Source organism: Streptomyces sp. NPDC013317 (assembly GCF_055563155.1).
In genome coordinates this window covers 208,904-222,375 of sequence record NZ_JBVHDX010000005.1, presented here as the reverse complement: position 1 = coordinate 222,375, position 13,472 = coordinate 208,904, and the positions used below count along the sequence as shown (strand labels likewise).

Annotated in this window: 12 protein-coding genes; 7 read left to right on the top strand and 5 right to left on the bottom strand. The window is 73.7% G+C overall.

Annotated elements, in window-relative coordinates:
- Positions 1-185: 185 nt before the first annotated feature.
- Complete coding sequence (locus tag ACZ3IJ_RS16610; protein ID WP_352186392.1) at positions 186-914, bottom strand: VIT1/CCC1 transporter family protein; 729 nt, start codon at positions 912-914, stop codon at positions 186-188.
- Positions 915-1,133: 219 nt separating this feature from the next.
- On the opposite strand from ACZ3IJ_RS16610, the gene ACZ3IJ_RS16605 reads away from it, so the two are divergent.
- The 7 genes from ACZ3IJ_RS16605 to ACZ3IJ_RS16575 are packed head-to-tail and all read left to right on the top strand — an operon-like array spanning position 1,134 to position 9,082.
- Positions 1,134-2,144: an ADP-ribosylglycohydrolase family protein gene (locus ACZ3IJ_RS16605; RefSeq protein WP_467468746.1), complete on the top strand. Its 1,011-nt coding sequence runs from the start codon at positions 1,134-1,136 to the stop codon at positions 2,142-2,144.
- A complete protein-coding gene (locus ACZ3IJ_RS16600; RefSeq protein WP_467468744.1) occupies positions 2,141-3,514 on the top strand; it encodes an ADP-ribosylglycohydrolase family protein in 1,374 nt (457 codons plus the stop codon). The genes ACZ3IJ_RS16605 and ACZ3IJ_RS16600 overlap by 4 nt, the downstream gene beginning before the upstream one ends.
- Positions 3,495-4,649 carry an ADP-ribosylglycohydrolase family protein gene (locus tag ACZ3IJ_RS16595; RefSeq protein ID WP_467468742.1) on the top strand — a complete coding sequence of 385 codons (1,155 nt, stop codon included), beginning with the start codon at positions 3,495-3,497 and terminating at the stop codon, positions 4,647-4,649. The genes ACZ3IJ_RS16600 and ACZ3IJ_RS16595 overlap by 20 nt, the downstream gene beginning before the upstream one ends.
- Complete coding sequence (locus ACZ3IJ_RS16590) at positions 4,646-6,157, top strand: ADP-ribosylglycohydrolase family protein (RefSeq protein ID WP_467468740.1); 1,512 nt, start codon at positions 4,646-4,648, stop codon at positions 6,155-6,157. The genes ACZ3IJ_RS16595 and ACZ3IJ_RS16590 overlap by 4 nt, the downstream gene beginning before the upstream one ends.
- The gene (gene rbsK, locus ACZ3IJ_RS16585) at positions 6,154-7,074 is read left to right on the top strand and encodes a ribokinase (protein ID WP_467468738.1); all 921 of its coding nucleotides are present in this window, start codon (positions 6,154-6,156) and stop codon (positions 7,072-7,074) included. The genes ACZ3IJ_RS16590 and rbsK overlap by 4 nt, the downstream gene beginning before the upstream one ends.
- Positions 7,071-8,279: a CaiB/BaiF CoA transferase family protein gene (locus ACZ3IJ_RS16580; RefSeq protein WP_467468735.1), complete on the top strand. Its 1,209-nt coding sequence runs from the start codon at positions 7,071-7,073 to the stop codon at positions 8,277-8,279. The genes rbsK and ACZ3IJ_RS16580 overlap by 4 nt, the downstream gene beginning before the upstream one ends.
- The gene (locus ACZ3IJ_RS16575) at positions 8,276-9,082 is read left to right on the top strand and encodes an HpcH/HpaI aldolase/citrate lyase family protein (RefSeq protein WP_467468733.1); all 807 of its coding nucleotides are present in this window, start codon (positions 8,276-8,278) and stop codon (positions 9,080-9,082) included. The genes ACZ3IJ_RS16580 and ACZ3IJ_RS16575 overlap by 4 nt, the downstream gene beginning before the upstream one ends.
- Positions 9,083-9,165: 83 nt before the next feature.
- Here ACZ3IJ_RS16575 and lgt read toward each other — a convergent pair whose 3' ends face one another.
- From lgt to trpB, 4 genes are all read right to left on the bottom strand, one after another.
- Complete coding sequence (gene lgt / locus ACZ3IJ_RS16570) at positions 9,166-10,143, bottom strand: prolipoprotein diacylglyceryl transferase (RefSeq protein WP_467468731.1); 978 nt, start codon at positions 10,141-10,143, stop codon at positions 9,166-9,168.
- 114 nt (positions 10,144-10,257) lie between these two features.
- Positions 10,258-11,079, bottom strand: coding sequence for a DsbA family protein (locus ACZ3IJ_RS16565; protein ID WP_467468729.1), 822 nt, complete (start codon positions 11,077-11,079; stop codon positions 10,258-10,260).
- A gap of 64 nt (positions 11,080-11,143) precedes the next feature.
- Entirely contained in the window at positions 11,144-11,959 is an 816-nt protein-coding gene (gene trpA, locus ACZ3IJ_RS16560) for a tryptophan synthase subunit alpha (protein WP_391797890.1), read from the bottom strand.
- Positions 11,956-13,251, bottom strand: a complete 1,296-nt coding sequence (gene trpB, locus ACZ3IJ_RS16555) for a tryptophan synthase subunit beta (RefSeq protein ID WP_383221290.1) — start codon at positions 13,249-13,251, stop codon at positions 11,956-11,958. Before trpB ends, trpA begins: the two co-directional genes overlap by 4 nt.
- Positions 13,252-13,472: the final 221 nt, after the last annotated feature.

Genomic DNA, 13,472 nt, shown 5'->3' with positions numbered 1-13,472 from the left:
CTCATGCCCGGTGGTCATGGATTCGAAACCGCCGAGTAACGGCTACATATGTCGCGCTGTGCATAGTGTCTCACCGGGCGGCCGATCCGCCCAGGGGATATACGTCACAGCAAGCATGCACGCGGAAGGCCCTCACCGCAGGGCGAGGGCCTTCCAAGGGGGTACGCAGGAGCGGGGCTGCGAGGTCAGAGCGCCGCCCCGAAGAGCATGCCGAGTCCGTACGTGAGGGCCGCGGCCGCGCCACCGAGCACGAGCTGACGCAGTCCGCTGAACCACCAGCTGCGCGCCGTCACCCGGGCGACCAGCGCGCCGCAGCCGAAGAGCCCGAGGAGCGCCAGCAGCACGGCCGGCCAGAGCGCGCTCGCGCCGAGCAGATAGGGCAGTACGGGAAGCAGGGCACCGAGCGCGAACGAGGCGAAGGACGAGACGGCGGCGGTCATCGGCGACGGAAGGTCGTCGGGGTCGATGCCCAGCTCCTCGCGGGCGTGGATCTCCAGCGCCTGCTCCGGGTCGCGGGAGAGCTGCATCGCGACCTCGCGGGCGAGCGCGGGCTCGACACCGCGGGACACGTACAGCGCGGCGAGCTCCTCCATCTCGTCGACCGGGTGCTTGCGCAACTGGCGCCGCTCGACGTCCAGTTCCGCCTGGACCAGTTCGCGCTGCGAGGCGACGGAGGTGTACTCGCCGGCCGCCATGGAGAAGGCGCCTGCCGCGAGTCCGGCGAGGCCGGTGATGACGATGGTCTGCTGCGAGACCGCGCCGCCCGCGACACCGGTCATCAGCGCGAGGTTGGAGACCAGTCCGTCCATGGCTCCGAACACCGCCGGGCGGAGCCAGCCGCCGTTCACATCGCGGTGCGTGTGGTTGTCGCGGTGGGCCTCGTGCAGTGGTGCCTGGACTTCGATGATGGACATGCTTCTCCCCTGTCTTCTCCGGCGGGCCGGGCTGCACCCGCCGCCCCCAACACCCTCGAAAATACGCCCGATGTAAGGGGCGCGCCAGCAAGGCAGGCCGTACTTAGTAAGGCTGACCTTGCTCTTCTGGCGGGGTGTCAGCCGGGTGACAGAGACGTTTCTGCGACGTCATCGCCTCCCGATGTGGCACAGATTCAGGAACCGTGAAAGGGGTGCGAGATGGTGAGCGAGACGGCAACGACGGGATGCGACACGCGCGAGCGCGCGCGGGGCGCCCTGCTCGGCCTCGCGGTCGGTGACGCGCTCGGCGCGCCGGCCGAGAACATGCGCCCGTCGGAGATCCGCCGCCGCTGGGGCCGGATCGAGGGCTTCGTGACGGACCGTCCGTCCGGCACGGACGACACCGAGTACGCGATCTTCTCGGGGCTGCTGCTCGCCCGGCACGGCTCGGCGCTGACCGTCCGGCACGTGGAACGGGCCTGGCACCACTGGATCGCGGACCTGGACGAGGGCCCGTTCCGCGGGGCGGGCTTCAGCGAGCGCGGCACCCTGGAGAACCTCCGGCGGGGCCTCGCCGCGCCCATCTCGGCCCAGCACCGGCACGCGTGGTCGGACGGTCTGGCGATGCGGGCGGCGCCGTTCGGGGTCTTCGCCGCGGGCCGGCCGGCGGAGGCGGCCCGGCTGGTCGCCATCGACGGCACGGTGAGCCACGACGGCGAGGGCATCTACGGCGGCCAGGCGGTCGCGGCGGGTGTCGCGGCGGCGATGGGCGGCGCGTCGGTGACCTCGGTCATCGCGGCGGCGCTCTCGGTGGTCCCGATGGACTCCTGGACGGCCCGCTCGATGCGCCGCGCGGTGGTGGCGGCCCAACGGGTGGACCCCGATCCGCTGGTCCGCGAACGGGCGGTCCGCTCGGCGGTGGTCATCGGCGGCTACCCGTGGACGGACCTGGCCCCGGAGGCGGTGGGCCTGGCGTTCGGCGCCTTCGCGGCGGCCCGCGGCGACTTCCGTACGGCGGTGCTCATGGCGGTGAACATGGGCCGCGACGCCGACACGACGGCGGCCGTGGCGGGCGCGCTCGCGGGCGCCGCGTCGGGCGTCTCGGCGATCCCCGAGGAATGGGCGACGGCGATCGCCCCGGTGACGGGCAGCTGCCTCCCGTCGATGCGGGGCTACCACGTGCTGGACATCGCGGACCTGCTGACGGCGGACGAGGAGGAGGCGGCATGACGACCACGGACCCCACCCACCGCACCTACGGCTCCGGCTCGACCCTCTCGCTCGGCGCCCACCCCGCCCCGCCGACTGTGGACGTTCGTTCCGCCGGGGCGGTGGGGGTCCCCCTGGACGAAGTCCGGGTGAGGGTGGGCACGGGCCACGAGCGCGGCCCCCAGGACAGGGCCGGCGCCCACGGAAGCCCCGAGGGCGGGCCCGGGGCAGGCCCCCAGGACGGACGCCCCGGCCCCGCCAGGATCGCCGGCCTCCTCCTCGGCCTCGCCGCGGGTGACGCCGCCGGCTGGCCCGCCGCCCGCCACCGCGCCGCCCGCATGCCCGAGTGGACCCGCCGCCTCACCCGCGAACTCGACACCTTCGCCGAACAGAACGCCACCACCACCCTCCCCGTCCCCATCGCCCTCAACCAGCCCCCCGAGCCCCTCCGTCTCGGCCCCTCGGACGACGCCGAATGGGCGGTCTTCACCGCCGAGGCCGTCCTCGCCGCGTCCGGCCCGCTCTTCGCCACCCTTCCGCCGGAGCGCCGTCTGCGCGCCGCCGTCGATCTCGCCTGGAACTCCCTCGCGAGCCAGGTCGCGGCCGCCGCCGACCGCGCCCCCGAGGTGGAGTCCGCCGTCCTGCCGCTGCGGGCCCGGATCTCCGTGCGCGCCGGGCTCGGCAACCTCGCCACCGGGCTGCGTCCCCCCGCCACCGGCCATGACAATCCGCACTACTTCGACGACGCCGCCTGCGTCCGCGCCGCCGTGCTCGCGATCGTCCACCCGGGAGACCCGGTCGCGGCCGCCGAACTCGCCGAGTTCGACGCCCGGTACACCCAGGACGGCGACGGCGTCCACGGCGCCCGCGCGATGGCCGCCGCCGTAGCCGCCGCCCTCGGCGGCGACACCGTCGACGAGGCCGTGGCGGCGGCGCTCGCCCAACTCCCGCCGACCACCGAGATCGGCCGCAACGCCCAGCAGGCCGTGAAGATGGCGCAGAACGTCACGAGCGCCTTCGAGCTGGTCCCCCTCCTGGAGCACCAGATCGTCGACCACGTCTACAGCTACGGCATCGCCGCCGCCGAGACCGTCCCGGTCGCGCTGGCCCTCGCGCTCGCGGCGCGCGGCGAGGCGGCCGGGGCCGTACCCGCCGCCGCCTGCCTCTCGCGTGTCGCGGACTCCGCCCCCGCACTCGCGGGCGCGCTCACCGGTGCGCTCGGCGGCGCCGACGCCCTCCCCGTCACCTGGCGGGAGGCCTGCCGCAGGCTCGCGGGCTGCGCGCTCCCCCGCCTCGCGGGCACGGATCTCGTCGAACTCGCCGGGCTGCTCGGAGACACGGAACTGGCCACCCCGGGTGGACAATTCCGACATGACTCCCACACTGGATGACCGGATCACCGGAAGTCTCCTCGGGGCCGCCGTCGGCGACGCCCTCGGCGGCCCCGTGGAGGGCTACACCCCCGAGCAGATCGTCGAGCGCCACGGCGGCCGGGTCACCGGCGTCGTCGGCCCCTGGAACGGGGACGCCTGGCGCACGGCCCGCCCCATCGCGCCGTACCACAAGGGCGACGGGCACGTCACCGACGACACCTTGATGACCCACGCCCTGATCAGGGTGTACGCGAAGGTGCGTGACCACCTCGACGCGTACGCGGTGGCGGACCACCTCGTCCCCGAACTCATCGGCAACCCGGTCTGGATCCCCGAACTCGAGGCGGAGGCGCTCCCCCTCCAGCGGATCTTCCTGGCGGAGAAGTGGCTGGTGACCCGGCTCCACTACGGCCATGTCGATCCACGCGAGGCCGGCAGCGGCAACATCGTCAACTGCGGTGCGGCGATGTACATGGCGCCCGTGGGTCTGATCAACGCGGCGCACCCGGAGGCGGCGTACGCGGAGGCGCTGGACATCTCGGCGCCGCACCAGTCCTCGTACGGCCGCGAGGCGGCGGGGGTGTTCGCGGCGGCGGTGGCGGCGGCGTGCGCACCGGGCGCGACCCCCGAGTCGGTCGTGACCGCCGCCGGCGCCCTGGCGAAGGACGGCACCCGCGCGGCGATCGAGTCGGTCGCCGAAGTCGCCGCGCGGCAACCGGACTTCGAGTCCGCCCTCGTGCCCCTGCGCCAGGCGGTGGCGCCGTTCGACACGGTCGGCCCCGACTACCGCGCACCGTCGCTCGGGGCGCGCCGCCCGTCACGCCTGCACGCGATCGAGGAGCTCCCGATCGCTCTGGGGATGCTGCTCGTCGGCGGCGGAGACTACCGTCGTACGGTCCTGGGCGCGGTCAACTACGGGCGGGACTGCGACTCGATCGCCACGATGGCGGGCGCGATCGCCGGCGCCCTGGCCGGCGAGGCCGCGGTACCGGCCGCCTGGGCGAAGCAGGTCGCCGAGGCGAGCCGACTGGACCTGCACGCCCCGGCGCGGGCGCTGACGGCCGTCGCCCACGAGGTCTTCGCCCGCGACACGGCCCGCCGCCGGGCCCACGAGTCCGCGTACGCGACCCTCACGAACGCGGCCGTCCGATGACCCTGCGCGTCACCTGGGTCCAGCCGGAGGACCTCGTCGGCCACGAACTCCGCCAGGCCGCGGAGGACGGCCGCGACGCGACGGCCATCGCCGCCCGCTGGCATCGGGCGGGCGGCCACCCCGCCCCCCTGACGGCCGGCGCCTCCCCGACCCCGCGCCCGGACCTCCGTGCGCTGGCCGAGACCCTTCTCTGCGAACTCGCCGCCCTGCCTTCACCCGCCCCCGACGAGCCAGGGCCCTCCGCCCCCGCCGCCCCGCGCGACGACCGCCTCCGACCCACCCCCGGCACCCCGCGCGACGACCGGCTCCGCCCCACCCCCGGTAGCCCGCCTCCGCGCACCCTCGACAACGGGGCGATCCCCGTGCGCGAGGCCCCGCGAGCCCGGGGAGCCGGGTCCGGAGCCGACGGACCGGCCGGGGACCCGGGAAGGCTCGGGGCAGCGGGTGACCGCCGCCAGGTCGACCGGCTGCACGCCGCCTGGCTCGGCCGCGCCGTCGGCTGTCTCCTCGGCAAGCCCGTCGAGAAGCTCCCCCTCCCCGCCATCCGCGCCCTCGCCCGCGCAGCCGGAAACTGGCCCCTCACCACCTGGTTCACCGCGACCGGCGTTCCCGCGGAACTGCTCGCCGCCCACCCGTGGAACCGCCGCTCCGCGGCCACCTCGCTCGCCGAGAACATCGACGGCATGCCCGAGGACGACGACCTCAACTACCCCCTCCTCAACCTGCTGCTCCTCCGGCGGTACGGCCGCGGCTTCTCCACCGCCGACGTCGCCCGCCTCTGGCTCGACGAACTCCCCGCCGGCCGTACCTTCACCGCCGAGCGCGTCGCCTACCGCAACCTCCTCGACGGCATCGAACCCCCGCTGACCGCCGTCCACCGCAACCCCTTCCGCGAGTGGATCGGCGCCCAGATCCGCGCCGACGTCCACGGCTGGACGAACCCCGGCGACCCCGGGGCCGCCGCCGAGCAGGCGTACCGGGACGCGGCGCTCACCCACACAGGGAACGGCGTCCACGGCGCCCGGTTCGTCGCCGCGACGATCGCCGCCGCCGCGGACGGCACCGCCGACGTCCACCAGGCCCTGACCGCGGGTCTCGCCGTGATCCCGCCTCGCTCGCGGCTGGCGCGCGCCGTCCGCCTCGGCATCGAGACGGCCCGCGCGACCCCCGACTTCGACACCGTCGTGGACCGGCTCCACGCCGCCCTCGGCGGGTATCACTGGGTCCATGCCGTCCCGAACTCCGCCCTCCTCGCCGCCGCCCTCACCCACGGCGACGGCGACTTCTCGCGCACCATCGGCGCGGCGGTCTCCGGCGGCTGGGACACCGACTCCAACGGCGCCACCGCCGGTTCCGTCGCCGGTCTCCTCGCCGGCCACCCCGACCGGCTGCCCGAGCGCTGGACCGCCCCGCTCAAGAACCGGCTCTCCACCTCGATCCCGTCCTTCGACGGGACCGGCTTCGACACCCTGGCCGAACTGACGTATCTGGAGGCAGTACGCCCATGACCAGCATCGTGGTGCTCGGCAGCACCAACATGGACCTCGTCGCCTTCGTCCCCCGGGCCCCCGCGCTCGGCGAGACCGTCACCGGACGGGAGTTCCGCACGATCCCCGGCGGCAAGGGCGCCAACCAGGCGGTCGCCGCGGCCAGGGCCGGCGCCGACGTGTCGATGATCGGCGCGGTCGGCACCGACGACTTCGGTGTACGGCTCCGGGCGGCGCTCGAAGCATCCGGGGTCGACACCGACCTCCTGCGCACCGTCGAGGGCCCCTCCGGCACCGCGCACATCGTCGTCGACGACGAGGGCGGCAACGCGATCGTGGTCGTCCCCGGCGCCAACGGCACCGTCGCCTCCCTCGACCACGGCGACGAGGCCCTGATCGCCAACGCCGGAACCCTGCTCCTCCAGCTCGAACTCCCCCTCCCCGTGGTCGTCGAATGCGCCGTCACCGCCCGTCGCCTCGGCGTCCGCACCGTCCTCACCCCCGCCCCGGCGCAGCCCCTGCCTCCCGAACTCCTCGCCGCCACCGACCTCCTGGTCCCCAACGAGCACGAGGCCGCCGCGCTCACCGGGGTCGCCGACCCGCGCTCCGCCGCCGTCGCCCTGCTCGCCCAGGTCCCCGAGGTGGTCATCACCCTCGGCAAGGCCGGCTCCCTCTACGCGTCCCGCGACACCGAGCCGTTCACGGTCCCCGCGCCCCGCGTCCGCGCCGTGGACACCACCGCCGCGGGCGACACCTTCGTGGGCGCGCTCGCCGTCGCCCTCGGCGAGGGGCGGCCCGTCCGCGAGGCCATGGCCTGGGCCTCGACCGCGGCGGCGCTCTCCGTCCAGCACGAAGGCGCCTCGTCCTCGATGCCGTACCGCCCCGAGATCGACGCGGCCCACGACTCCCCCGACGGCCAGGAGGTCGACGCCGTATGACCGCCCGTACCCCCGACACCGCGCCTCCTCTCGACGGGCTGCGCGTCCTGGATCTCGCCACCCTCTTCGCCGGCCCGCTCGCGGCGATGATGCTCGGCGACTTCGGGGCCGACGTGATCAAGGTCGAGCACCCCCGCAAGCCCGATCCGTCCCGCGGTCACGGACCCGCCAAGGACGGGGTCGGTCTCTGGTGGAAGGTCCTCGGCCGCAACAAGCGGACCATCACCCTCGATCTCTCCTCCCCCGGCGGCCGGGACACCCTGCTGCGGCTGGCCGCCGACGCGGACGTGATCGTGGAGAACTTCCGCCCCGGCACCCTGGAGCGCTGGGGTCTGGGCTGGGAGAAGCTGTCCACCGCCAACCCCGGGCTCGTCCTCGCCCGGGTCACCGGCTTCGGCCAGTCCGGCCCGTACTCCCACCGTCCCGGCTTCGGCACCCTGGCCGAGGCGATGAGCGGCTTCGCCGCCATCACCGGCGAACCCGACGGTCCGCCCACCCTGCCCCCCTTCGGCCTCGCCGACTCGATCGCCGCCCTGGCCACCGCGTACGCGGTGATGACCGCGCTCACCGCCAGGACGGCCACCGGCCGCGGCCAGGTCGTCGACATGGCCATCATCGAACCGATGCTCGCCGTCATCGGCCCCCACCCCCTCTGGTACGACCAGCTCGGCTATGTCCAGCCCCGCACCGGAAACCGCTCCCGCAACAACGCCCCCCGCAACACGTACCGCACGTCCGACGACTCCTGGGTCGCCGTCTCCACCTCCGCCCAGTCGATCGCCGAGCGCGTGCTCCGGCTGGTCGGCCGCCCCGAGCTGATCGACGAGCCCTGGTTCGCCGACGGAGCCGGCCGGGCCGCCCACGCGGACGAGCTCGACGAGGCGGTCGGCACCTGGATCGCCCGCCACACCCGCGAAGAGGCGATGGCCGCCTTCGAGAAGGCGGAGGCGGCGATCGCGCCCGTCTACGACGTCCGGGACGTGATGGAGGATCCGCAGTTCCGCGCCCTGGACACCGTCACGGAGGTCCCCGACCCCGAGCTGGGGCCGATCCGTATGCAGAACGTCCTCTTCCGGCTCTCCGAGACCCCGGGCGGGATCCGCTGGGCCGGACGCCCGCACGGCGCGGACACGACCGAGGTCCTCGCCGAGCTCGGTCTCACCCCGGCCGAGATCGGCGCCCTACGCGGTGAAGGAGCCGTATGAGTGGAACGCACTTCCCCCTCACGTGGCTGTACGCCCCCGGGGACCGCCCCGCCGTCGTCCAGAAGGCCCTGGTCTCCGGCGCGGACGTGGTGATCGTCGATCTGGAGGACGCGGTGGCCCCGGACCGCAAGGCGTACGCGCTGGCCGCCACGGCCGATCTGCTCGCCGATCCCCACCCCGTACCGATCCATGTCCGCATCCACTCCCCCCGTGACATCCCGTCCCTGGCCCCCCTCCCCGGCCTCCGTGGTCTCCGTGTCCCCAAGGTGACACACGCCACTGACATCCACCGGATCGCCGAGGTCACCTCCGGCCTGCCGCTCTACGCGCTCCTGGAGAACGCGCTCGCCGTCGAGCGGGCGTACACGATCGCCACCGCCCATCCCTCCGTCCACGGCATCGCCCTCGGCGAGGCGGACCTCCGCGCCGATCTGGGGGTACGCGACGACTGCGGCCTCGACTGGTCGCGCGGCCGTCTCGTGGTCGCCGCCCGCGCGGCGGCCCTCCCTCCGCCGATCCAGTCGGTCCACCCCGACATCCGCGACCTGGACTCGCTGGCGGCCGGCTGCGCGCGCGGCCGTGCCATGGGCTTCCTCGGCCGGGCGGCGATCCACCCCCGCCAGCTCCCGGTCATCGAGCAGGCCTACCTCCCCACACCCGACGAGGTCGCCGCGGCCGAGGAGGTCGTGAAGGCCTCCCAGACGGAGGAGGGCGCCCTGGCCCTCCCGGACGGCCGTTTCGTCGACGCGGCGGTCGTCGAGGGCGCCCGCCGCGTGCTGACCCTGTCGGCGCGGAGCTCCTGACCACGGCCCGGGTTTCCGCCCGAACGCCACAGGGCCGCCGGAACCCATCGGTCCCGGCGGCCCTGTGGCGCGATTCTGCCCGGTCAGCCCTTGGCGGCGGACTCCGTGCCGTTCGCGGGCGCGTCGTCCGGCTCGTCGGTCACGGCCTCGCGCCGGGCGGTCCCGCCCTCGGTCCCGCCGTCGCCCTCGCCCTCCGGCGGGGAGGTCTCGGTCGCGGCCGCTCCCTTGCCGTCGCCGTGGGGCTTGTCCTTCTCGGGCTCCACGATCTCCTCCCGGCCCGGGCGGAGCCGCGACGAGATCACGATGTACGCCACGGCGAGGACGAAGACGACGATCGCGGTCCAGACGTTCAGCCGGAGGCCGAGGATGTGGTGCGCCTCGTCGACCCGCATGTACTCGATCCAGCCGCGGCCCGCGCAGTACGCGGCGACGTACAGCGCGAACGCCCGGCCGTGGCCCATCCGGAACCGGCGGTCGGCCCAGATGACCAGGAGCGCGACACCGATGCACCACAGCGACTCGTACAGGAAGGTCGGGTGGAAGATCCCCGCCTCGCGGTTCGTGCCGGCGGAGATCTCCAGGCCCCAGGGGAGCGTGGTCTCCTTGCCGTACAGCTCCTGGTTGAACCAGTTGCCCCAGCGGCCGATGGCCTGGGCGAGGGCGATGCCGGGAGCGATCGCGTCCGCGTACGCGGGCAGCGGGATGCCACGCCGGCGGGCGCCGATCCAGGCGCCCACCGCGCCGAGCGCGATGGCGCCCCAGATACCGAGGCCGCCCTCCCAGATCTTGAAGGCGTCGACCCAGTTCTCGCCCTCGCTGAAGTAGAGCTGGTAGTCGGTGATGACGTGGTAGAGCCGGCCGCCGACGAGGCCGAAGGGCACGGCCCAGACGGCGATGTCGGCCACGGTGCCGGCTTTGCCGCCCCGGGCGATCCAGCGCTTGTTGCCGATCCAGACGGCGACGAAGACACCGATGATGATGCAGAAGGCGTAGGCGCGCAGCGGGACCGGTCCGAGATGGAGGACACCGGTCGACGGGCTGGGAATGTAGGCAAGGTCCATGGCAGAACCGACGCTACCTTGCCGGGCGGGCGTGGCGGCAGCCCACCCGGCAACGTCTGCGTAACTAAGGGGATCATCCCGGGGGCGTAACTAAGGGGATCATCCCCGTGGACGTCAGCCCGCCGAGGGCGAGGCCGTGCCGGGCTTCTTGCCCTTGTTGGCCTCGGCGACCCACTTCTTCAGGTTCTCCGGGGAGATCTGCTCGCTCCCCTTCGACGGGAAGATCGATTCTCCGTTGAGCAGCACCGACGGCGTGCCCTGGAAGTCGCCCTTCTGGAAGGCCTCGTTCGACTTCCCGACCCAGCTGTCGTGCGTACCGTCCTCGACGCAGCTGCGGAAGGCCGGCGTGTCGAGCCCCGGCACCTTCGCCGCGAGCTCGATCAGCTTGGCGTTGTCGCCGAAGGCGTCGTCCGTCTCCTGCGGCTGGTTGATGTACAGCGTGTCGTGGTACGCGGTGAACTTCCCGGCGTCCTGGGCGCAGGCCGCCGCGTTCGCCGCCCGGAGCGAGCCCTGGCCGCCCATGTTCCGGTCGATGAGGGTCGCGAGGTGGTAGTCGGTCTTGAGCGCGCCCGAGGCCTCCAGCTCGTGGATCGTGTCCCGGAACGCGTTCTCGAAGGAGGCGCAGGCCGGGCAGCGGAAGTCCTCCCAGATCGCGAGCGTGGACGGGGCGTCCTCCGCCCCCGTGGGGATCGCGGGCTTGTCCCCCTCGATCGAACCCGTCGGGGCGACGACCGGCCCCGCCTTGTCCGAGCCGCCGTCGTCGCCCCCGGTGTTGGCGGCGATCACCCCGGCGACCGCGGCCAGGCCGAGGACGCCGACGACCGCGGCCGACACGATCAGGACGCGCCGCTGCTTCTCCCGTGCCTTCTCGCGCTCACGCTGCTGCTGGAGGCGCTCCCGCGCGCTCCGATTACCGTCACTGTTCTTCTGGCTCACGCCCTCAGCAACGAACCGGGGAGGCGCGTCCGCGCCTCCCCGGTCACAGATCCACCCGTACGGGTTACGAAACGCGACGGACGCCCTCGGCGAGTTCGGCCGCCAGTTCCCTTACGGCGGTGAGCCCGGCGGCCTCGCCGTCGGCGTCGAGCATCCGCTTGACGAAGGCGGAGCCGACGATGACGCCGTCGGCGAAGCCCGCGACCTCCTTGGCCTGCTCGGCGTTGGAGACGCCGAGACCGACGCAGACGGGCAGGTCGGCGGTGGCGCGGGTGCGGCGGACGAGGTCGGCCGCCTCGGCGCCGACGGACTCCCGGGTACCGGTGACGCCCATGAGCGAGGCGGCGTAGACGAAGCCGGAGCCGGCGGCGGTGATGGTGGCGAGCCGGGCGTCCTGGCTGCTCGGGGCGACCACGAAGACGGTCGCGAGCCCGTGCTTCTCGGCGTGCTCACGCCACTGGGCGGACTCCTGGACCGGCAGGTCGGGCAGGATGCAGCCCGCGCCGCCGGCCGCGGCCAGCTCCTCGGTGAAGCGCTCGACGCCGTAGCGGTCGATCGGGTTCCAGTACGTCATGACCAGGACGGGCTTCCCGGTGGCCTCGAAGGCCTCGCGGACCGTGCGCATCACGTCGGCGATCCTGACACCGCCGCGCAGGGCGATGTCGTCGGCGGTCTGGATGACGGGGCCGTCCAGGACCGGGTCGCTGTGCGGGAGGCCGACCTCGACGATGTCGGCGCCGCCGTCGAAGACGGCCTTGATCGCCTCGATGCCGCCGTCCACGGTGGGGAATCCGGCCGGGAGGTAGGCGATGAGAGCGGCGCGGTTCTCGGCCTTCGCCTTGGCCAGGGTGTCGCTGAGGAGCTGGATGTTGCCGCTCACTTGGTGTCCCTCCGGATCTCGCCCGCGCCGTCCTCGGCGGCGGCGTCGGCCTCGACGGGGGCCGCGTCGGTGTCGTACAGCCCGAAGTAGCGGGCGGCGGTGTCCATGTCCTTGTCGCCACGTCCGGAGAGGTTGACGACGAGCAGCCCCTCGGGGCCCAGCTCCCTGCCGACCTCGAGGGCTCCGGCGAGCGCGTGCGCGGACTCGATGGCCGGGATGATGCCCTCGGTACGGGAGAGCAGCCGCAGGGCCTGCATGGCCGCGTCGTCGGTGACGGCGCGGTACTCGCCGCGGCCGCTGTCCTTGAGGTACGAGTGCTCCGGGCCGATGCCCGGGTAGTCCAGACCGGCGGAGATGGAGTACGGCTCGGTGATCTGGCCCTCGTCGTCCTGGAGGACGTACGACCGCGAGCCGTGCAGGATGCCGGGCTCACCGGCGGTGAGCGTGGCGGCGTGCTCGCCGGTCTCGACGCCGTGGCCGGCCGGCTCGCAGCCGATGAGGCGCACGTCGGCGTCGGGGATGAAGGCGTGGAAGAGGCCGATCGCGTTCGATCCTCCGCCGACACAGGCGATGGCCGCGTCCGGGAGGCGGCCCGCGCGCTCCAGGATCTGCCGGCGGGCCTCGACGCCGATGACGCGGTGGAAGTCGCGGACCATGGCGGGGAACGGGTGCGGCCCGGCGACGGTGCCGAAGAGGTAGTGCGTGCGGTCGACGTTGGCGACCCAGTCGCGGAACGCCTCGTTGATGGCGTCCTTGAGGGTGCGGCTGCCGGACTTCACCGGCACGACCTCGGCGCCGAGCATGCGCATCCGGGCGACGTTCAGCGCCTGGCGCTGGGTGTCGATCTCGCCCATGTAGATGGTGCACTCGAGCCCGAAGAGGGCGCAGGCCGTGGCGGTGGCGACACCGTGCTGACCGGCGCCGGTCTCGGCGATGACGCGGGTCTTGCCCATGCGCTTGGTGAGCAGGGCCTGGCCGAGGACGTTGTTGATCTTGTGCGAGCCGGTGTGGTTGAGGTCCTCGCGCTTGAGGAACACCCGGGCACCACCGGCGTGCTCGGCGAACCGGGGCACCTCGGTGAGGGCGCTCGGACGGCCGGTGTAGTCGACCATCAGGTCGTTGAGCTCACGGGCGAACTCGGGGTCGGCCTTGGCCTTGTCGTACTCGACGGCGACCTCGTCCACGGCGGCGACGAGCGCCTCCGGGATGAACTTGCCGCCGAAGGCGCCGAAGTAACCCTCGGCGTTCGGAACCTGACCCTCCGGGTCCGGAATGAAGAACTCGCTGGACATGCGGCTGCTCCTCGCGGGGCGGATGCCCCGATGACGTGCTCGACGGTGGTCACGTACTGCGCGCGACCCCCGCACCCTGCGTGTGGGCGATCGTCCCGCACGGCGGGACGGGTGGGCACACGGGACGGCACCCCTGCGGGTGCGCCCGCTCCAGGTGCCCGGCGCCCACGAGGGCGGAACGGTCACGGGGCGGGGCAGGCACGGGGCGGACGCGCCCGCCA

What these genes read in the sequence shown, in the direction of transcription:
- ACZ3IJ_RS16610 (WP_352186392.1), bottom strand. Translation starts at nt 914, where the DNA reads ATGTCCATCATCGAAGTCCAGGCACCACTGCACGAGGCCCACCGCGAC.
- ACZ3IJ_RS16605 (WP_467468746.1), top strand. Translation starts at nt 1,134, where the DNA reads ATGGTGAGCGAGACGGCAACGACGGGATGCGACACGCGCGAGCGCGCG.
- ACZ3IJ_RS16600 (WP_467468744.1), top strand. Translation starts at nt 2,141, where the DNA reads ATGACGACCACGGACCCCACCCACCGCACCTACGGCTCCGGCTCGACC.
- ACZ3IJ_RS16595 (WP_467468742.1), top strand. Translation starts at nt 3,495, where the DNA reads ATGACTCCCACACTGGATGACCGGATCACCGGAAGTCTCCTCGGGGCC.
- ACZ3IJ_RS16590 (WP_467468740.1), top strand. Translation starts at nt 4,646, where the DNA reads ATGACCCTGCGCGTCACCTGGGTCCAGCCGGAGGACCTCGTCGGCCAC.
- rbsK (WP_467468738.1), top strand. Translation starts at nt 6,154, where the DNA reads ATGACCAGCATCGTGGTGCTCGGCAGCACCAACATGGACCTCGTCGCC.
- ACZ3IJ_RS16580 (WP_467468735.1), top strand. Translation starts at nt 7,071, where the DNA reads ATGACCGCCCGTACCCCCGACACCGCGCCTCCTCTCGACGGGCTGCGC.
- ACZ3IJ_RS16575 (WP_467468733.1), top strand. Translation starts at nt 8,276, where the DNA reads ATGAGTGGAACGCACTTCCCCCTCACGTGGCTGTACGCCCCCGGGGAC.
- lgt (WP_467468731.1), bottom strand. Translation starts at nt 10,143, where the DNA reads ATGGACCTTGCCTACATTCCCAGCCCGTCGACCGGTGTCCTCCATCTC.
- trpB (WP_383221290.1), bottom strand. Translation starts at nt 13,251, where the DNA reads ATGTCCAGCGAGTTCTTCATTCCGGACCCGGAGGGTCAGGTTCCGAAC.